Raw genomic sequence first — 19,947 nt, 5'->3', positions numbered from 1 at the left:
CATGGCATCCGCGTGCTTCTCCGTAGGAACGGCTTCAGCCGCGACGCATTACCGACAAGGCATCGCGGCTAAACCCGCTCTTACGGAGAAGCACGCGGATGCCATGCACTCGCGGCGCCGCTCCCATTCCCGAATCCCGATTCCCCAATCCCGGCTCTTCAGGCCGCCGCGGCGCGCACCAGTTCCGCATAGGTCTGCGGCAGTTCGCGCATGTGTTCCATCACCGCGGCCACGCCGAGCTGGCGCAGGGTCGCGGCGTGCCCGGCGGGAATGTGCGCGGCGCCGGTAAAGCCGATCACGGTCATGCCCGCGGCCAGCGCGGCGCTGGCACCGGTGGCGCTGTCCTCGATCACCAGGCAGCGTTCCGGCGCCACCTCCAGCGTGCGCGCGGCCAGCAGATACACGTCCGGCGCGGGCTTGGGCCGCGCCACCATGTCGGCGCTGAAGATGCGTTCGCCGACACGCTCATGCAGGCCGGCGCGCGCCACCGAGGCGACCACGCTCTCGCGCATGCTGTTGGAGGCGACCGCCAGCGGCAGCGGCAACGCCAGCAAGGCCTCGCGCACACCGTCGATCGGCTGCACCTCGGCGGCAATCAGCGCCTCCGAGCGTGTGCGGATCTCCTGGCACAGGCCCGGCGGCAGCGCCAGCGCGTACTGCCGTTGCACGCGCTGCACGATTTCCTGTGCGGTGAGGCCGAAGCTGCCCGCAAGAAAGCGTTCCAGTTCGGTCCGCGGCACATAGGCGCCCAGCGCGTCGAGCATCACCCGGTCGGCCAGCACTTCGCTGTCGACGAGCACGCCGTCGCAATCGCTGATCAACAGGTCGAAGGGGGTCGCCGTCATTGCGCGCTCCTTTGGAAAACGTCCATTATGCCGCTGCGCACATGTCCCTCGCCTGTGCGGCGCCTGCAGTCGCGGCAGCGCGGCCAATCCCATGCGCACGCGCTGCACACGCCTGCGGCGCTGCCTGTTCGCCCTGCCCGCTCGCGGCAGCGATCGCATCTCGGTGATATCCCGGCCGCCAAGCGTTTGTTTCTGGTTAAACGATGGACCGCCTGGCGGGATGCCACCAGAGATTCGCAGACCGCGTCACAAAACTGGCACAACACCACTGCGATCCGCTGCTAGCATCGGCAACGGCGCCAGGACGTGCGCCGTCATCCCAGGACCGCGAACAGGAAAGGAGCCTTGCATGCGTACGCCCGTCCCCGCCCTGATCGCACTCGCGACCTCGCTGTTCTTCTCGGTCAGTTGCGCCGCACAGTCCGGCGCCAAGGAGTATTCCGCCATGTCAGCCTCGCTGCAGGATCATTCGGTCGCGTTCCGCGACCCCGCACTCGCCGACATCGCCGCCGCCATCGCGCGCGGCGACGTCGCCCGCATCGCCGCCCTGGCGCCCAGCACGGACCTGTCCGCGCACGGCGACCAGAACGTCACCCTGCTCGAATGGGCCATCTGGAACGAACAGCCGCGCGCGCTGGCGGCGCTGCTCGACGCCGGTGCCGACCCGTCGCTGCCCGGCATGGATCAGGAAACCGCGGTGCACATGGCCGCCATGGCCAAGGATCCGCAATACCTGGAGATCCTGCTGCAGCACGGCGCCCCGGTCGACCCGGTGAGCGCGCGTGCGAACTGGACGCCGCTGTTCCGCGCCGTGCAGAGCAAGCGCGACGCGCAGATCGAACTGCTGCTCAAGGCCGGCGCCGACCCGAAGCGGGTCGACGCCACCGGCAACTCGTTGCTGCACCTGGCCGCGCAGAGCAGCGCCGGCAATCCGTGGGTGCCCAGGCTGCTGCAGGCCGGTGTCGATCCGGCCCTACGCAATGCCCAGGGCAAGACCTTCCAGGCGTACTTCTTCAACACGCCCGAGCGCCTGCTCAACGCCAACGCGCAGCAGGTCCGCAACGACGTGCGCGCCTGGCTGAGCGCCCACGCCATCCCGTTGGAAGCGAGCCGCTGACGCGGTCGGTCGCCACATTCGCACGGAGCCGCGCATGAACCAGAACGAGCTTTCCCCGTCCGATCCGTCCACCTCCTTCTCCGACGCCGTCCGCGGCCAGCAGCCGCAGGCCGTGGACCGGCAACTGCCGCCGCTGCTTCAGGACCTCTACCACACCGCGGCCGAACGCCGCGCCGGCGGCGCCGAGACCTTCGCCGCGCTGCCCGACGGCTGGTCGCGCATGGACGACGCCGCGCTGCAGCGCGCCGGCATCGATCCCAGCCTGCAGCACGATGCCAAGAGCGGCTTCGATGCCGCGTTCTACCGCAACCCGCAGGGCAACGTGGTGCTGGGCTTCTGCGGCACCGACGAACTGAAGGACTGGAAACACAACCTCGGCCAGGGCCTGGGCTTTTCCGACTCACAGTACGCCTCGGCGATCCAGCTCGGCAGCCAGGCCAAGCAGGCCTTCGGCGACAACCTGCTGATCTCCGGGCACTCGCTGGGCGGCGGCCTGGCCGCGGCCTCGTCGATGGTCAACGACGTGCCGGCGGTGACCTTCAACGCCGCCGGGGTCAACAACAAGACGCTCGAGCGCGAGGGGCTGGATGCCGACGCGGCCAAGGCCTATGCCGCCGACGGGCTGATCCGCGGCTATCACGTCAAGAACGAACTGCTGACCTACCTGCAGGAAGACAACCTGCTGACCCGCGGCCTGATGCCCGACGCCGCCGGCCACCAGATCCAGCTGCCGGAACCGGACCCGCTGTCGTTCGGCCAGCGCCTGATCCCCGGGATGATGCTCAAGCATCGCCTGGACCTGCACGGCATCGACTCGGTGATGAAGGCCGAGGACCTGGCGCAGAACCAGAGCCAGGGTCAGGTCCAGAGCCAGGGGCAATCGGGTTCGCTGTCGACCGGCAGCCGCCTGTTCAACGACGCGGTGGTGCAGTTGGACGGCCAGCGCGACCGGCTCGGCCTGCACGACGACGCAGCCTTCCTCAACACCGCCGCCAGCGTCGCCGCGCGCGCCGGCCAGGACGGCCTGCAGCGCATCGACCAGGTGCTGCCCAGCCGCGATGGCGACCGACTGTTCGCGGTCCAGGGGCAACCGGAGAACCCGGCGCACCTGCGCAGCCAGGTCCAGACCGCGGCCGCGGCCCACGAGCCCTCGCAGGCCAACGTCGGCCAGTTGCAGCAACAGAACCTGCAGGCGCCGCCACAGCAGCAGGAAGAACGGCAGCGCAGCGTGGCGATGCAGTAGTCGCCGCCTGCGACTGCATCACGGCAGGCGTCCACGCCGACGCCTGCCGTGGCGTCCACCACCCAGACCAGCAGTTTCGCAAACACACCGCCGGACGCAGCGCCCCAGATCCACGCCCGCGATGTACGGCGGCAGTCCCAGCGCCGGCCCCCACATCGCACTGCCGCACGCGAACAGGCTGCGGCGGTCACGCCGCCGCGGCTCAGCCAGCGCCGGCCATCGCGCGCAGGGTGATGCCGACCAGATAGGCCAGGTACGTGCCGGTGGCGTAGCCCATCGTGCCCAGCAGCACGCCGACCGGGGCCAGCGCCGGGTGGAACGCGGCCGCCACCACCGGCGCCGAGGCCGGGCCGCCGACGTTGCTCTGCGAGCCGATCGCGAAGTAGAAGAACGGCACCCGCAGCAGCTTGCCCAGCGCCAGCAGCAGCAGGACGTGCACGATGAGCCAGATCAGGCCGAGCGCGAAGATCCAGGGCCGGTCGAACAGCGCCAGCAGATCCATCTGCATGCCGATGCAGGCGATCAGGAAATACAGCAGCAGCGTGCCGATGCGCGAGGCGCCGGCGCCCTCGAGGGTGCGCGCGCGGGTGAAGCTGAGCAGCAGGCCGAAGGTGGTCGCCAGCACCACCACCCACACGAACGGCGAGCCGAGGCTGAACTGCTTGGCCCAACTCACGTTCGCGTCGAACCACGCCGCGGTCGGGGTGGCGATCGCATGCGCCAGGCCGACCGCGCCGAAGGCCACGCCGACGATCAGCATCAGGTCGGTGAGGCTGGCCACGCGTTCGTGCTGGGCCTGGAAGTGGGCGATGCGCTGCTTGAGGTCGTCGATGCCGCGGGTGTCGGCGCCCGTGCGCGCGTCGATCGCCGGCGCACGTTGCGCAAAGAAGATCAGCAGCGCCATCCACACGTAGCCGACGCCGACGTCGACCACCGCGAACTGGCCGAAGGTGGTGGCATCGACCTGGAACACCTCACGCATCGCCAGCATGTTGGCGCCGCCGCCGATCCAACTGCCGGCCAATGCGGCCATGCCGGCCCAGGTGTCGCCGGCCACGGTCACCGGATGCAGCCACTTCATCACCTGGAACGCGACCACCGCGCCGAGCATGATGCTGAAGGACGCGCCCAGGTACATCGCCACCAGCTTCGGCCCCAGCCGCAGGATGCCCTTGAGATCGATGGTGAGGGTGAGCAGCACCAGCGCCGCCGGCAGCAGCACGTCGCGCGCGACCGGGTTGTAGAGCGAATTGTGCTGGCCGTCGATCAGGCCGACGGTGTTGTAGATGCCCGGGATCAGATAACACAGCAACAGCGCCGGCACGATGCCGTAGAAGCGCTTCCAGACTCCCGACGGGCGCGCCGCGGTCCAGAACACCGCGCCCAGGGTGGCGGCGATCAGGCCGAAGATGACGATGTCGTTGGTGATCAGGGGCGTCGAGGGCATCGGGCTTTAGGGCGGGGATTCGGGAGTGGCGATTCGGGATTCGTGCGCCGCGGTTGGAGGTTTGGAGGTGTCAACAAAGATCGAAAGAAACACCGAAGGACGGGTGAATTCGCAGGAGCGATGCGCTGCAAGCGCCTGTTGTTTTTGTGGGAGGGGCTTCAGCCCCGACGCTTTAGCGGTAAGGCGTCGGGGCTGAAGCCCCTCCCACAAGGGCCATCGGATTACCGGGATCGCGGGAAAATCCCGAATCCCGAATCCCGAATCCCGGGACCTGGGCCGTATCCCAGAAGGGGCCCGGAAAACCCAGGCCCCAGGTCCCCTCACTGCCCGATATGCTGCTTCAGCCAGCCATTGACCGTGTCGTGCCAGAGGATGCTGTTCTGCGGCTTCAGCACCCAGTGGTTCTCGTCCGGGAAGTACAGGAACTTGGACTCGATGCCCTTGCGCTGCAGCGCGCCGAACGCGGCCAGGCCCTGCTCCATCGGGATGCGGAAATCCTGCTGGCCATGGATCACCAGCATCGGCACCTTCCACTTGTCCACGTGCAGGATCGGGTTGAACTTCTCGTAGCCGGCCGGGTTCTGCCACGGCGTGCCGCCGTTCTCCCACTCGCTGAACCACAGCTCCTCGGTGGCATAGCCCATCATGCGGTTGTCGAACACGCCGTCGTGGTCGACCAGGCACTTCCACGGCTTGTTCCAGTTGCCGGCCATCCAATAGACCATGTAGCCGCCGTAGCTGGCGCCGAGCGCGCAGGCCTTGTCGCCATTGAGGAAGCCGTACTGCTTCTGCGCCGCGTCCCAGCCCTTCTGCAGGTCTTCCAGCGGGCGGTCGCCCCAGTGCTGGCTGATCGCATCGGTAAAGGCCTGGCCGTAGCCGGTGGAACCGTGGAAGTCGATCATCACCACCGCGTAGCCCTGCCCCGCATAGGTCTGCGGATTCCAGCGGTAGCTCCAGCCGTTGCCGAAGCTGCCTTGCGGGCCGCCGTGGATCAGGAACGCCACCGGATAGGTCTTGCCTTCCTGGTAGTTGTACGGCTTGACCACATAGCCGTGCACGGTGTCGTTGCTCCAGCCCTTGAACGAGAACTGCTCGTAGTCGCCGAATTTCACGTCCGGCAGCATCTCGCTGGCGCTGGGGGTGATGGCGCGCGGCTGCTGGCCGTCGGCATCGGCGACCATGATCTGGTCGCCGCTCTTGAGGCTGTTGCGGGTGAAGGCCAGGGTGGTGCCGGCCAGGACCGGTGAGCCAACGCTGCCGTCGGCGGCCACGGTGCGGACCTTGCCATCGGCCACGTCGACCGCGAACAGCGGGTGCTGGCCCATGTCGTCGGCGGTGGTGTAGACGGTCTTGCCGTCGGCCGACAGCACGATCTCGCCGGCGGAGCGATCCCATTGCGGGGCGATCTCGCGGGTCTTGCCGCTGGCCACGTCCATCGCCATCAGGCCGAAGCGGTCGGCCTCGAAGCCGGGGCGCTTCATCGCGCGGTAGAACAGCGTCTTGCCGTCGGCGGAGAACACCGGGCCGGCGTCCCAGGCCGGGTTGGACGCGGTCAGGTTGAGCGGCGCGGCTTTGCCGGCGGCGTCCAGCCGGTACAGGTCGAAGTTGGTCGACCACGGTTCCTCGCGGCCGGCCACGCGCACGCTGGCGACCAGCGACTGCCCGTCCGGCGCCCAGGTGTAGTCCTCGCTGCCGCCGAACGGCTTGGAGGGGATGTCGCCGGCCAGGGTCACGCTCACCGCAGAGGCGCCGGCCACCGGCTTGGCCTTGGCGCCGGCCGGCAGCGGCGCGACGAACAGGCTGTTGCGGCGACCGTCGTTCCAGGTATCCCAGTGGCGCACGAACAACTGGTCGAACACCACGCCGGTGGCCTTGGACTGCTTCTTGGCGTCCAGGCGCTTCTGCGTGCAGGCCAGGTCCGAGCCGCAGTCCTGGAACACGCCGGCGCTGAAGGCCACGCGGTCTCCCTGCGGGGCGATGCGGTAGCTGTCCACGTCCAGCGCGAAATCGGTGAGCTGGCGCGGCGCGCCGCCGGCCAGCGGCAGCGCGTACAGCTGTTGGCGGCCGGACTTGGCGCTGAGGAAGTAGACGGTCTTGCCGTCGGCCGACAGTTCCGGCGAGTTGACGTTCCAGCCTTCCGGGGTCAGCCGCTTCGGCGGCGCCGCATCGCGGGTGCGCAGGTCGCGCAGCCACAGGCTGGTGCTGGACTTCTCCAGCGCCTTGTCCATCTGCCGCTTGGCGAAGATCACCGTGCCGCCGTCGGGCGTCAGCAGCGGCGAGGACACCCGGTCCAGCGCGACCATGTCGCGAACTTCGAAACCGCGGGTGGCGGCCAGCGCGGGCAGCGCGGTCAGCAGGGCCAGGGGCAGCAAGGCGTAGCGCAGGGTCATCGGGCGTCTCCGGAACACGGCAAAACGTCGATGGTAGGGGCCGTAGTGGGCGTGGCGCAAAGGACTGAAGTCATGGAGGGGCCGGGATTGGGGAGTCGGGATTGGGGATTGGGAAGAGCCAGGTGCTGGCTCGGCTGTGATTACGAAGACCCGCACTGACCCGGTTTCGGACAGCAAGCGGACCGTGGCCATACCGCGACCGGATGAGCGTGATGGATCGGGAGTGGCCGCGAGGCACTGATACGGCGAAGTGCAGCAGGCCGGTGCCGAAGCTGGCCTTGGTGGTGAGGCGGACCGCGGGAGGCGCACGCGGCCGGGGCAAGATTCGGTCTTTGCGACCCACGCGGCGCGGAGCAGCCAGCGAGAAGCTGATGGGATCGGCACGTGCGGCGCGCGGGCCCGGCCGGAAAAGCGAAGCCCGGCGCGGGGCCGGGCTTCGGATGTTGCGTTGCAGGAGGCGATTGCGCCGGTTACGTGCGCGGCGCGGCCGCGGCTTCGCCCTTGCGGCCGGTGCGGTACAGCAGCCAGCCGACGAAGGCCAGCAGCGCCAGCCCGTACCACTGGTTGAGGTGGAACGCGTCCGGCAGCGCCAGCACGTCGGCGCGGCCCGAGGCCACGATCGGCACCGCGATCGCAATGCCCATCAACGCCTCACCGGTGATCAGGCCCGCGGCGAACAGCGTGCCCGGGCGGTGCACACGATCGCGGCCCTCCTCGTCATCAGCGCGGATCTTGTGGAAGCGCTCGACCAGGTGGGTCAGCAGGCCGCCGAGGAAGATCGGCACCATCAGCTCCAGCGGCAGGTAAATGCCGATCGCCGCGGCCAGCACCGGCACGCGGAAGCGCTTGCCGGTCTTCTTCAGCCACTCGTCCAGCGCGATGATCGCCGCACCGACGCCGGCACCGATGCCGATCATGGTCCACGGCAACTCGCCGCCGAACAGGCCCTTGGCCACCGACGCCATCAGCGTGGCTTGCGGCGCCGCCAGCGCATTGGGATGCTGCGGCGTGGCTGCGCCGATGCCATAGGCCTGGGCCAGCAGATTCAGCACCGGCGCCATGATCAACGCGCAAGAGAACGCACCGATCGCCAGCATCAGCTGCTGCTTCCACGGCGTGGCGCCGACCAGGTAGCCGGCCTTCAGATCCTGCAGGTTGTCGCCGCCCACCGCGGCGGCGCAGCACACCACCGCGCCGATCATGATCGCGGCGACCGCGCCGATCGGCGAATCGCGCCCGAGCAGCAGCACCAGCACCGCCGAGGCGAACAGGATGGTGGAGATGGTGATGCCGGAGACCGGGTTGTTCGACGAGCCGATCAGGCCGGCCAGGTAGCCTGACACCGAGACGAACAGGAACCCGGCGACGATCATGATGAGGGTCATCGGCACGCTGACGTGCCACTGGCCGACGATGGCCTGGTACAGGCCCAGCAGCGGCAGCGTGCACAGCAGCAGCGCGACCAGCATCCACTTCATCGGCAGGTCGCGGTCGGTCTCGGCCACCGCGGCGCCGCCGGTGCTCTTGCGCGCCGCGGCGAAGCCGCTCTTGACGCCCGACAGCAGCGACTTGCGCAGCGAAAACAGCGTCCACACGCCGCCGATCAGCATCGCGCCCACGCCCAGATAGCGCACCTTGGCCGCCCAGATGCCGAACGCCGCTTCGGCCGCCGGCGCATTGACCAGGCTCTGCGCCAGCGCCGGGTCGGAGCCCATGAAGAACTGCTGGTACAGCGGGATGGCCAGATGCCATGACAGGATCGAGCCGGACAGCACCACGATGCCGACGTTGAGCCCGACGATGTAGCCCACGCCCAGCAACGCCGGCGACAGATTGGTGCCGACGTAGCCGACCATCTTGCTGCTGCCGATGTACGCGGCCTGCGCCCAGGTATCCGGAATCACCTTCAGGCCGCTGGCCGCGCCGAGCTTGACCAGCCCGCCGATCGCCGCCGACAGGCCCAGGATCTTCAGCCCCGGCCCGGGATTCTCGCCGGCCTTGAGCACTTCCGCGGCGGCCTTGCCCTCCGGGAACGGCAGCGGATCCTCGACGATCATCGAGCGCCGCAGCGGCACCGAGAACAGCACCCCGAGCAGGCCGCCCATGCCGGCGATGCCGAGCACCCACCAGTACTTGAATTCCGGCCAGTAGCCCATGATCACCAGCGCCGGGATGGTGAAGATCACCCCGGCCGCGATCGAGGAACCGGCCGAGGCGCCGGTCTGCACGATGTTGTTCTCGAGGATGGAACCGCCGCCGAGCAGGCGCAGCACCCCCATCGACACCACCGCCGCCGGAATCGCGGTGGCGATGGTCAGGCCGGCGAACAGACCGAGGTAGGCATTGGCGGCGGACAGCACCACGGCCAGCACGATCGCCAGCACCACGGCACGGAACGTGAGCTGGCGCGGCGCGGCAGCGTTGTTCATGGTTACCCCTGAAACGACAAAAACGCTTTGCACGCTAGCGTCTGGGGCCGGGCAAGTCCAGCATCGCGGTGCCCAGCTTGTGGCACATGCCTGGGGGCGGGGATTGGGAATTTGGGATTTGCAGAGGCTGAGGCAGCTAATAGCCCCTCTCCCGTCGGGAGAGGGGTTGGGGTGAGGGTACGGCGGCACGCAGCGCGCCCCAGCCATGCAGGCGCTGCCCAACCCTCATCCGCCCCTTCGGGGCACCTTCTCCCAAGGGGAGAAGGAACAGCAGTAGCCCCTCTCCCATCGGGAGAGGGGTTGGGGTGAGGGTACGGCGGCACTCAGCAAACCCCAACCATGCAGGCGCTGCCCGACCCTCATCCGCCCCTTCGGGGCACCTTCCCCCCGAGAAGGGGGCCGTGGTCCCGACGGGAGAAGGAGCGGCGTTAGCCCCTCTCCCACCGGGAGAGGGGTTGGGGTGAGGGTGAGGCGCATGCAGCGCGCCCCAGCCATGCAGGCGCAGCCCGACCCTCATGCGCCCCTGCGGGGCACCTTCTCCCGAGGGGAGAAGGAACGGCGTTAGCCCCTCTCCCACCGGGAGAGGGGTTGGGGTGAGGGTACGACCGCCGCCGAACCACCCATGCCGCGCGCCGCCATTCGAGCGGGCGTCCGCGCGCCTATACTCCGCCGCTGCCTTCCTGCGCCGAGAGTCGCCGTGTCCGTGTCCTCCCTGCCGCTGCGCGACGCGCGCGACGATTTCCTCGGCCATCCCAAGGGCGTCTACGTCTGCTTCTTCACCGAGATGTGGGAGCGCTTCTCCTTCTACGGCATGAAGGCGCTGCTGCTGCTTTACCTGACCAAGTACCACCTGTTCGGCGACGACGCCGGGCTCGACCTGCTCGGCGCCTACGGCGGCCTGGTGTACTGCGTGCCGGTACTCGGCGGACTGCTCGCCGACCGCTGGCTCGGCATGCGCAAGGCGGTGGTGTTCGGCGGCCTGCTGCTGGTGCTCGGCCACATCGGCATGGCCTTCGAGGGTCACGCCGCCACCCGGGTCAACGGCGAAGTGGTCCGCGACACCGCATCCCTGGGCGTGACCTACCTGTCGCTGGCACTGATCATCATGGGCGTGGGCTTCCTCAAGCCCAACATCTCGACCATCGTCGGCAAGCTGTATCCGGCCGACGACCCGCGCCGCGACGCCGGCTTCTCGCTGTTCTACGCTGGCATCAACCTCGGCGCGCTGTTCGCCTCGCTGGTCTGCGGCTTCCTGGGCGAGGCCTACGGCTGGCGCTACGGCTTCGGCGCGGCCGGCATCGGCATGCTGCTCGGCCTGGGCATGTTCCTGTGGGGCCAGAAATACCTGCACGGCCACGCCGAACCGGCGCAGCCGGCGCTGCTGCGCGAGCGCGTGCTCGGCGTGCCGCGCGAATGGGCGATCTACCTGTGCGCCGTGCTGGGCGTGCTGCCGGTGGCCGCGTTGATGTGGGCCGCGGCCAACGGCGCCTTCAGCCTGGGCGGGGAAATCTCCCTGGCCCTGCTGCTGATGCTGCTGGTGCTCGGCGCGGTGCTGCTGTGGTTCGCCTGGTTCACCGGCACCCAGTGCACGCCGGTGCAGCGCCAGCAGATGATCGCGCTGATGGTGCTGATCGCGATGGCGCTGGTGTACTTCACCCTGTACGAGCAGACCTACGGCTCCTGGGTCACCTTCACCGACCGGCTGATGACCAAGGACATCGTGCCGTCGCTGGTGATCCGCGGCGGTACGCCCCTGCCCTGGTCGATCGCCTCGCTGCTGCTGGCGCCGCTGGGCTTCGTGCTGGCGGCCTCGCTGTCCGACCGCCGCCCCGCCTCGTCGGCGCCGCGGCGGCTGTTCGTCGCGGTCAGCGCGCTGATGCTGCTGTTCCTGATCCGCGACTGCCTGGTGCTGCCGCAGACCGCCGGCTCGCTGACCTACCTGGGCGCGCTGTTCCTGGTGCTGCTGGCGCCGCTGTTCGCCGCGCTGTGGGCATGGCTGGCGCAACGCGGACGCGAGCCGTCCAAGCCGACCAAGTCCGCGCTCGGATTGCTGCTGGCCGGGCTGTCCTTCGTGCCGCTGGCGCTGGCCGCGCAACAGGTCGGCGCCACCGGACAGATGGCCAGCGTGTGGTGGTTGGTGCTGGCCTACTTCGTGCTGGAGGCCGGCGAAATGTGCCTGTCGCCGGTCGGCCTGTCGGCGGTGACCCAACTCGCGGTGCCGCGCGTGGTCAGCCTGATGATGGGCACCTGGTTCCTGGCCACGGCGTTCTCCGAGGCGCTGGCGGCGCTGTTCGGCAAGCTGGCCGCGATCGAGGTGCCGGATGGCCAGACCCTCAACATCGCCGACGCCGCGGCCAAGTACGCGCACCTGTTCTGGCTGCTGCTGTGGATCGGCGTGGGCTGTGCGGTGCTGGCCTTCCTCGCCGCGCCGCTGCTGCGGCGGATGATGCACGGGGTGCGCTGAGCGGATTGCCCTAGGCGGATCGGCTCGAATGCCGCGAAAAGCGGCTCCCGCTTCGTGCAGGAGCCTTGTCCGTCAAGCCAGTTCCAGGCGTTTCTTGCCGTAGAGGCGTTCGGCTGGAATGGCATTGCCCTCGCAGACCTCCAACATCTTGCCGGTCTGGATCATCTGCTCGGAGGTCTCGTCGTAGTCCAACCCCATGAAATACTTGTACCAGGGCTCCATGCCCAGGGCATACAGGTAGATCTGGGAAGGATTGAAGATCTGCGCAATGTTGTAGGCCTGTTCGAAGTTGGATCCGTTCAGGCGCCGCGACTCCTTGACCTTCTTGCTGACCAGCTTGGTATGCAGGGCGCCGTAGAGCCAGGTATAGGGTGCGCCGACGCATTCCATGCCGATCGCCATCACATCCAGTTCGCCCAGGCAATCGCCGATATGGCGGTACATCCGCGGGTCCAGATTGGACGAGTCCGCGCCCATGAAGATCTTCTTCCCCAACAGGTCGTAGAACCATGCGGTCTTGGATCGCACGTTGAGATCGCCGTGCTCGCCCAGGAAGGGGACGCTGACAATCCTCCCGCCAGGCACCATGATCTCGTCCATGTCGTCCATCTCGATGACGTCGAAGCCGAACTGCTTGAGCAGCAGGCGCAACGACGGATCGGACAGCGTCCCACCGTTGTTCTTCGGCACCAGGACCTTGCCGATCTTGTGTCGCAACTGCAGCAGGGACTCCAGGTTGGCATGGTCCTGGTGATTGTGGGTGATGCAGACGTAATCGATATGATCCGGCAGTTGGCTGAAGCTGACCACCTGATCCGAGAAGCTGGCGCCGCGCGAGGCAATGACCGGGTCCACCAGGATCGTGACGTCTGCCGTCTGCAGCATGAAGCCCGCATGCCCCAGATAATCCAGGCGCACGCCCGCTCCCACCGGCTCGTGGCGCTGCGACGGCGCCGTTTCGGTGAACAGATCGCGATAGGACAACCCACCCGCGGTTTCGCGGCCGGCGAACAACGCATCCAGCGCCTCGGCGGTGATCGGCTGGGTGCGTGTGCGGAACAAGGTATCCAGCAGCGGATCGTTGTAGTCGATGCGCAGTTGCAGGTTGCGCGCATCTGGCAGGCGCGGCGTGCTCAGGACGAACGGCCGCTGGCCCTCCTCGTTGAGAATGCCGAACGACACGCTCTGCAGCGAACGCTTGTAGTACGGGCTGCGGTACAGCAGGCTCTCCAGCAGGCGATACGACGGATGATGCTCAAGGTCCATGAACAGCTCGACGTAGCCGCGCAGCGGCTCGGGCACCTTTTCGTACAGGTATTCGATCGACTCCCCCGACGTGTGGGTGCGCAATAGCTCGTCCAGTTGCCGCACCGCGTCGGACAATTCGACCAGATCGGCATGCTGTTCGTCGATGTGGTCGACCAGCGCCTTGATATCGGCGACCTGGTCCTCGCTGCAGTCCAGGAACTCCGCTCCTGCCATGCCGGGCTGGTTCACCGCCATGATGTGCAGCTTATAGTTCTTGACGAAGGAGCTCATGATCCGGCGATGCGTATTGACCATGTGCCGTGCCCCGGTCACCGGCGGCAACAGGTAGGGCCAGGCATACCACTGGTTGACCAGCGGTTCGAAATAGGCGTCTTCCCGCAAATACAGCAGCGTCTGCGCGCTCATGTTGCACCTCTCCTTGATGTGGCGACGCGACGGTTATCGCGCCAAACGAGTCTGATCTGTAATTGTCCCTGCATCGCGCCTAGGCGACGCTGCGCTGGCTCGCCCCGGCGCCGCGACCACGGAACATCGCCGCGACATGCCCGAGCAGTTCGTCTTCGTGGGTATGGATGAAGAAATGACCGCCATCGACCTCCCTGAAATCCACCGGCGCGGCGAACCGCTCCTGCCAGGCATAGACGTGGTCTTCGTCGATGGCGTCGCGGGTGCCGTAGAACACCGTCGCCGGCACCGGCAACACCGGCTTCAAGCTCTTCTGATAGGTCTCGATCAACGCGAAGTCGGCGCGCAGTCCCGGCAATACCAGTTCGAACAGCTCCTCGTCGTCGAGCAGTTCGGGAGGCGTGCCATCGAGTTCACGCAACATCTGCTTGAAGTCGGCCGAGGACATGCTGCTGTAGGGGCGGGCCAGCGTGCGCCGCCAGGGTGCGGGGTTGGCAGACAGCAACAGCCGTTGCGGTAGCGGCAGACCGAGCGTGTACAGCTGGCATGCCAGTTCGAACGCAATCATGGCGCCGTTGCTGTGCCCGAAAAAACTGAACTCTCCTTCCTCCAGCAACGGCCGGATCGCCCCGACCAGGTCGTCGAGCAGCGCCCGCATGGACGCATGCGGCGTCTCGATCAGGCGTGGCCCCTTGCCCGGCGCCTGGATTCCGATCACCTCCACCGATGCCGGCAGGCGTGTCGGCCAGGTCCGGAACAGATGCGCGTTGCCACCGGCGTAGGGAAAGCAGAACAAGCGGTGCGCAGGTGTCGAGACACCCGGGAAGCGCACGAACCAGGAGCGGCTCACGCCAGCCCCCCTGCCGCCTGCGCGAGGTCCGCGGCATGGGGTGTGGACATTCCCACCAGCACCTGGCGGTTGCCGCTGTAGGGATCGCGTCCATGCGAATAGAGCATGTTGTCCAGCAGCATCAAGTCGTTGCGCTGCCACTCGAAACGCAGCGTATGCCGGTCGTAGACCGTGCGAATGGCATCCAGATCGCGCGGCGCGATTGGCGCGCCGTCGCCGTAGTAGGTGTTTCTGGGCAGTTCCTGTTCGTCCATGGCCGCCAGCAGGGCGTCGCGGATCTCGGGGAGCAGGTTGGTGACATGGAACAGATGCGCCTGATTGAACCACACCACCTCGTCGCGGCCCGGGTGCACCGCTGACGCCTGGTTGACCTGGCGAGTTCGCAGCCGATCGCCCTCGCCCCAGGCGAATTCGATCTGGTTCAGGCGGCAGAATTCTTCCACATCTGCACGCTGATCGGTCTGGAACACCTCGGTCCAGGGAATGTCGATCTCCGAGTAGTTGCGCACATACATGACGCCGTCGCGTTCGAACCGGGCCCGGATGGCATCGGGGATGTCACGGTAGACCTTGCGACTGTCGCAGATCGGAGTGGCGCCACCGACCGGCGCGGGAATCGTGCACATGAAGCCGATGCGCATCGCCCAGCGATTGGAATAGGAATTCTCGTTGTGCTGCGGAATGACCTGATCGGGGTGATACTCGGTCGCGGTATAGACATTTCCGCGCAGCTCCGTGCGTGGCGTCGAGCGGTAGGCATAGTGGATCAACTCGTCGCCGAACAGTGTGGACAGGACGTTGCCGAACTGGTGACTGCCGACGAACTTCAATCCACGAATGAGCAAGGCGCCGTTATCGCGCAGAAGCCGCTGCACCTGCTCGCGATTTTCCTCTGCCCATTCGGTGGCGCGCACGCCCTCGCTGTCCACCTCCAACAGCAGGCGCGTGCCTTGCACCTCCTGCAGATCCTCGCACCCCACGTCAGCCAGCGTCGTCATCCATCGTCTCCTAAGCCGGACCCCGCCGGCACCATTCCGTGCATCAATGCCGCGACCGCCGCCCGGCGATCACTCGTAGCGCAGCGCCACCGACGGCTCATGCAGGACCGCGCGCCGTGTGGCGATGAAGATCGCCCCCAGTACCAGCGCGGAAATCCCGATCATGACCGCCAGCCCCATCAAGATCAGCACCGGCGCCCCCACGCCGACGAAGCGCGAGACGGCGAACAGAATCGCCGCCGACAGCAGGATGCTGATGCCAAGACCCACGCTCAACTGGCGCACACCCTGTTTCAGGAACAGCGCGATGATGTCGCGGTCGCGGGCGCCGATGGCGCGCCTGAGCCCGACCTCATGGGTACGCTGAATGACCGCATTGCTGCTCAGACCGTAGATGCCGGTCATCGCCAGCAGCATGGCGAAGATGCCGCAGCGCACGAACAGATCGGTCATGGTCGTTGCCATCAGCGTGAGCCGCTGCTGCACTTCTTCGTAGCTGGTGATCCGGCTCGGCGTCAGGTAGGGATCGATGCCGGCCACGGTACGGTAGATGGTGCTTCTGGCATTCTCGACGTTGCCGGTGTGCTTGACCACCACCGTGGCGTTGGGCAGCACGGCCTGGGGCAACGGCACATACAGCGAGGAAAAGCTCTTGGCACTGGTCTTGAGGAGGTCGCCGCGGCGCGCATCGGTGACCACGCCGATCACGGTACGCGTCTCGGCCGGCAGCCCGTCCTGCAAGATCCGCATGCGCTGACCCAGCGCACCCTGTACGGGCCAATGGGTCTTGGCGACGCTCTCGCTGACCACCACCGTCTTCAGGCCGGTGGCGCTGTCGCGCGAATCGAAGTAGCGCCCCTCCAGCAGCCGCACGCCCAACGGCTGCGGCAGCGCCGACACCACCACCAGCGTCCCGGCCGGATAGTCGCGGTCGCGCTGGTATTCGACGCCATCCAGCCCGAAGCGGACCTCGCCAAGCTCCTGCAGGATCCCGGCCGCTTCCAGGCTCTGGCTATGCCGCAGTTCCGCGAGCAGGCGCTCATAGAACTGCAACTGCTTCTGTGGCGTGCTGTAGGCCTCGCCGGTCAGCGTGACCGGCATGGTCAGCAGATTGCGCGTATCGATACCGAAATCCACGCGGGCGGCACGATAGGCGACCATCGCCATCATGCTGCCGATGATCAGCACCACGGAGATCAGCACGATCTCCACGACGACCAGCGCCCTGGAAATGCGGCCGGTGGTCCGGCCCTGTGCGCCGCGGGTGCCGTCGCGCAGCAAGGCGCTGGAACTGATGTTGGTTGCGCTCCAGGTGGGCAGCACGGACACCAGCACGATCGCGATGGCGACGAATGCGACGGCCGACAGCACCGCACCGCTGTCCAGCCCCCAGTTCCACCAGAACGCCAGATCGCCCTCGAACGTGGACGCCAGGAAGCGGTTGGTCGCGCGCAGTGCCAGCCCGGCGAGCCCCAGGGCGAGCATGCCGCCGACCAGGCAGATGATGGTGCTCTCCATCATCATCTGCAGGACCAGCCGCCGCCGCGGTGCGCCCAGAGAAATGCGAATGGCGATTTCCTTGATGCGTTCGTTGGTCCTGGCCAGCAGCATGTTGCCGACGTTCACGCACGCCAGCAGCAGGATGAAGATCGAGACGACATTGAGGATGGCGAAGATGAAAGCGCTTTCCGGGCCGGTCTGCGCCTTCTGGAAGGTGTTGACCACCATGCCGTCGAGCAGGCTTTCGTCGCCCTCGCGGCGCGGGTAATCGACATAGACCTGGCGCAACATGGCACTCAGTTCGGCGCTGGCCTGATCCTGGGTCGCGCCCGCGGCAAGCCGGCCGTATGCGCTGTACGCGGCCGTGCCGTAGGTCGCCGGGTTGAGCTGACGCTCGGTCAGGGGGGTCCACAGTTCGGCGCTGATCGGGAACATGAAGCCGTTGGGCATGACGCCGACGATGCGGGTGTATTTGCCGTTGATCTGCACCACCTTGTCCACGATCGCCGGGTCGCCCGAATACAAGGCCTTCCATAGCCGGTAGCTGATCACCGCGACCGGCTCGGCGCCAACGACACTGTCTTCCGGCAGGAAGCCACGCCCCATCAATGGACGCGTGCGCGCAAAGGAAAAGATGCTCCACTCGGCTTCCGTGGACTTGACGCTGCGGGTGGCATCGAACTCGGTGATGACCGAGCGTCCGGTCTGGTAAGCGGCGATCTCGCGGATGCTGCGCGCATGCCGCAGGTGAGCGAGTTCGAAGGCATCGATGGAGACGTTGCGCCCGTCCTTCTTGCCCTGCACCCGCAGCACGTTTCCACCGCCCGGGATCGGCAAGTCCTTGTAGATCATCGTGTTCAGGACGGAGTAGGTATAGATGCTGATGGCCAGACCGCCAGCCAGCACCGCGATGGTCAACAAGGTGAAGCGCGGCGTCTTCGCCAGCAGCCGCAGCGCATAGCGGATGTCCGCGAGCAGGGGCGCTGTCGGCTTCATCGGTTGACCGGCTGCGCCGCGCTGTCGGCGACGATGCGTCCGTCGAACAGGTCGATCTGACGCTGGGCCCGCGCCGCGGAATCGGGATTGTGGGTCACCATGCAGATGGTCGACCCTTCCGCATGCAGGCTTTCCAGCAGCGCGGTCACCACCTGCGCGTTCTTGGAATCGAGATTGCCGGTGGGCTCGTCGGCCAGGATCAGCGGCGGCCGGGCCACGACCGCGCGCGCCACCGCGACCCGCTGCTGCTGGCCGCCGGACAGCTGCGGGGGAAAGTGTCGCGCCCGGTGCGACATATCCACGCGATGCAAGGCCTGCTCGACCATCTCGGCCATCTGCCCGGCACTCAGGTCGCGCCGGTACGACAGCGGCAGCGCCACGTTCTCCTCAATGGTCATGTCGCTGATGAGATTGAAGGACTGGAACACGAACCCGATCTCGCGGTTGCGGATCCGCGCGCGCTCGTCGCGGCCGATGGTGGAGACGTCGTGCTCGCCAAGCAGATAGTGACCTGCCGTCGGCGTATCCAGCAGTCCGAGCAGCGACAGCAAGGTGGACTTGCCGCAGCCGGAGGGGCCGGACAGCGACACATACTCGCCCTTGGCGATGACCAGGTCGATGTCGTCCAACGCCCGCGTCTCCACCTCTTCGGTGAAGAACGACTTGCGCAGTCCGTGCAGGCGGATGAGCGGTGGTGCAGTGCCTTGCGGAGGCGCATCCATGCTATTTCACCAGAATGGTGTCATGCCCTTCCCAGGCGGAAGGGTCCGAGACGATGACCCGGTCGCCTTGCCGCAGCCCGCTGGCGACCTCGATGTAGCGCGTCGATGCACGCCCGAACTGGACATCGCGGCGGGTCGCCTCGCGCCCGTTCAGCACATACAGCGCCGCGCGACTCTGACTACGCGCGAACGCAGGCCGTTCCACGTAAAGCACATCGCGCTTCTTCTCGATATCGATCACCCCCTCGACACTGAGATCGGGCCTGGCCTCCGGCGGCATCTTGCCGGTCAGCTCCACCTCGACCTTGACCACGCCGTTGGTCACCGCCGGGTCGATGCGTACCACCCGGCCCGGGATCTTGCTGGTGCGCGTATCCACGGTCACCGCCTGGTGCAGGGCAATGTCCTTGACCTGGAAATCCTGCACGTCGAGCATGGCGATCAGGCTGTCGGGCGGGGTGACCCGACCGGCTTCGGTGCCCGCGGTGACGCGTTGTCCGAGTTCCAGCTTCATCGTCTGGACCACACCATCAATGCCGGCGCGGATGGTCAGATCCTCGATCTGCTGCTGGATGATGTTCTTGGACTTTTCCAGCTTGAGGCTGCGGGCTTCGTTGGCGGCGATGGTGGCCGCGAGATTGTCCTGCATGCTGGCCATGCGCTCGCGTTGCGAGGCCATGCGTTGCCGATGCTGTTCCACCGTCAACCGCGACTGTTCCACCGTGATCTTCGAAACGATGCCCTTGTCCACGAGCTTCTGCTCGGCGTCGTACTTGACCTTGGTGCTGAGATAATCGAGCTCGGCATCCTTCGCATCGGCACGCAGGTCGGACAGCTGCGAACGCAGCGCCGACTGCGCGGCACGATTCTCCTTGACCTGCGCCTCCAGCTCCCAGCGCGCTTCCTCCAACTGCTCGTTCAGCCGTGGATTGGACAGCTGCGCGATCACGTCGCCCTTCTTGACCGAGGTACCGGCTTCCACCTCGATGCTCTGCACCAGACCGTCGACATTGACCGCCAGCAATTGCGGGTCCTTGGGCATGAGCACGCCGATGCCGCGCACCTGCACGGCGAAATCGCCACGCTGGACTTGTCCGATGATCACGTCGTCGCTGTCTACGACATACGACGCACTGCCAAATCCATCCCGGATCATGACCGCGGCGATGATCAGCACCGCCGCTGCGCCGCCCCAGAGATAACGCTTCGAAAAGCGCTTCTTACCGACTTTCCTAGCGATATCCATGCTTACGATCCATCATGCTGAATGTC

At 66.9% G+C, this 19,947-nt stretch carries 13 protein-coding genes; 3 read left to right on the top strand and 10 right to left on the bottom strand.

Going from position 1 to position 19,947, the window contains the following annotated elements; translation table 11 throughout:
• Positions 1 to 158: 158 nt before the first annotated feature.
• Entirely contained in the window at positions 159 to 845 is a 687-nt protein-coding gene (locus CEK69_RS10685; RefSeq protein WP_017909375.1) for an HAD-IA family hydrolase, read from the bottom strand.
• Between the two features lie 349 nt (positions 846 to 1,194).
• Here CEK69_RS10685 and CEK69_RS10680 point away from each other — a divergent pair, with 349 nt between their 5' ends.
• Positions 1,195 to 1,962 carry an ankyrin repeat domain-containing protein gene (locus CEK69_RS10680; RefSeq protein ID WP_193313958.1) on the top strand — a complete coding sequence of 256 codons (768 nt, stop codon included), beginning with the start codon at positions 1,195 to 1,197 and terminating at the stop codon, positions 1,960 to 1,962.
• A gap of 34 nt (positions 1,963 to 1,996) precedes the next feature.
• The gene (locus CEK69_RS10675) at positions 1,997 to 3,205 is read left to right on the top strand and encodes an XVIPCD domain-containing protein (RefSeq protein ID WP_152181876.1); all 1,209 of its coding nucleotides are present in this window, start codon (positions 1,997 to 1,999) and stop codon (positions 3,203 to 3,205) included.
• Between the two features lie 202 nt (positions 3,206 to 3,407).
• Here CEK69_RS10675 and CEK69_RS10670 read toward each other — a convergent pair whose 3' ends face one another.
• The 3 genes from CEK69_RS10670 to CEK69_RS10660 form a co-directional block, all read right to left on the bottom strand.
• Positions 3,408 to 4,652, bottom strand: coding sequence for a DUF819 family protein (locus CEK69_RS10670; RefSeq protein ID WP_152245493.1), 1,245 nt, complete (start codon positions 4,650 to 4,652; stop codon positions 3,408 to 3,410).
• Positions 4,653 to 4,972: 320 nt separating this feature from the next.
• Complete coding sequence (locus CEK69_RS10665) at positions 4,973 to 7,042, bottom strand: S9 family peptidase (protein WP_152245491.1); 2,070 nt, start codon at positions 7,040 to 7,042, stop codon at positions 4,973 to 4,975.
• Positions 7,043 to 7,512: 470 nt separating this feature from the next.
• Entirely contained in the window at positions 7,513 to 9,471 is a 1,959-nt protein-coding gene (locus CEK69_RS10660; protein WP_152245489.1) for an oligopeptide transporter, OPT family, read from the bottom strand.
• Between the two features lie 703 nt (positions 9,472 to 10,174).
• Between CEK69_RS10660 and CEK69_RS10655 the strand changes: the two genes are divergently transcribed.
• Entirely contained in the window at positions 10,175 to 11,935 is a 1,761-nt protein-coding gene (locus CEK69_RS10655; protein WP_193313960.1) for an oligopeptide:H+ symporter, read from the top strand.
• Positions 11,936 to 12,007: 72 nt separating this feature from the next.
• On the opposite strand, the gene CEK69_RS10650 is transcribed toward CEK69_RS10655, so the two are convergent.
• The 6 genes from CEK69_RS10650 to CEK69_RS10625 all read right to left on the bottom strand — a co-directional run bounded on the left by CEK69_RS10650 (position 12,008) and on the right by CEK69_RS10625 (position 19,921).
• On the bottom strand, positions 12,008 to 13,609 hold the full coding sequence (locus CEK69_RS10650; RefSeq protein ID WP_152245485.1) for an MBL fold metallo-hydrolase: 1,602 nt from the start codon (positions 13,607 to 13,609) through the stop codon (positions 12,008 to 12,010).
• Between the two features lie 79 nt (positions 13,610 to 13,688).
• The gene (locus CEK69_RS10645) at positions 13,689 to 14,459 is read right to left on the bottom strand and encodes an alpha/beta fold hydrolase (RefSeq protein WP_193313957.1); all 771 of its coding nucleotides are present in this window, start codon (positions 14,457 to 14,459) and stop codon (positions 13,689 to 13,691) included.
• Entirely contained in the window at positions 14,456 to 15,457 is a 1,002-nt protein-coding gene (locus CEK69_RS10640; RefSeq protein ID WP_152245481.1) for a TauD/TfdA family dioxygenase, read from the bottom strand. Before CEK69_RS10640 ends, CEK69_RS10645 begins: the two co-directional genes overlap by 4 nt.
• 69 nt (positions 15,458 to 15,526) lie before the next feature.
• A complete protein-coding gene (locus tag CEK69_RS10635) occupies positions 15,527 to 17,953 on the bottom strand; it encodes an ABC transporter permease (protein ID WP_152245479.1) in 2,427 nt (808 codons plus the stop codon).
• Entirely contained in the window at positions 17,950 to 18,675 is a 726-nt protein-coding gene (locus CEK69_RS10630; RefSeq protein WP_152245477.1) for an ABC transporter ATP-binding protein, read from the bottom strand. Before CEK69_RS10630 ends, CEK69_RS10635 begins: the two co-directional genes overlap by 4 nt.
• A 1-nt stretch (position 18,676) precedes the next feature.
• Entirely contained in the window at positions 18,677 to 19,921 is a 1,245-nt protein-coding gene (locus CEK69_RS10625) for an HlyD family efflux transporter periplasmic adaptor subunit (RefSeq protein ID WP_152245475.1), read from the bottom strand.
• Between the last annotated feature and the right edge of the window lie 26 nt (positions 19,922 to 19,947).

The sequence above is a fragment of the Xanthomonas sp. LMG 12462 genome (assembly GCF_009192885.1).
GTDB classification, from domain to species: Bacteria; Pseudomonadota; Gammaproteobacteria; order Xanthomonadales; family Xanthomonadaceae; genus Xanthomonas_A; species Xanthomonas_A sontii.
Note: the sequence above shows the minus strand (reverse complement) of the source record. Positions and strands in the feature narration are given on the sequence as shown.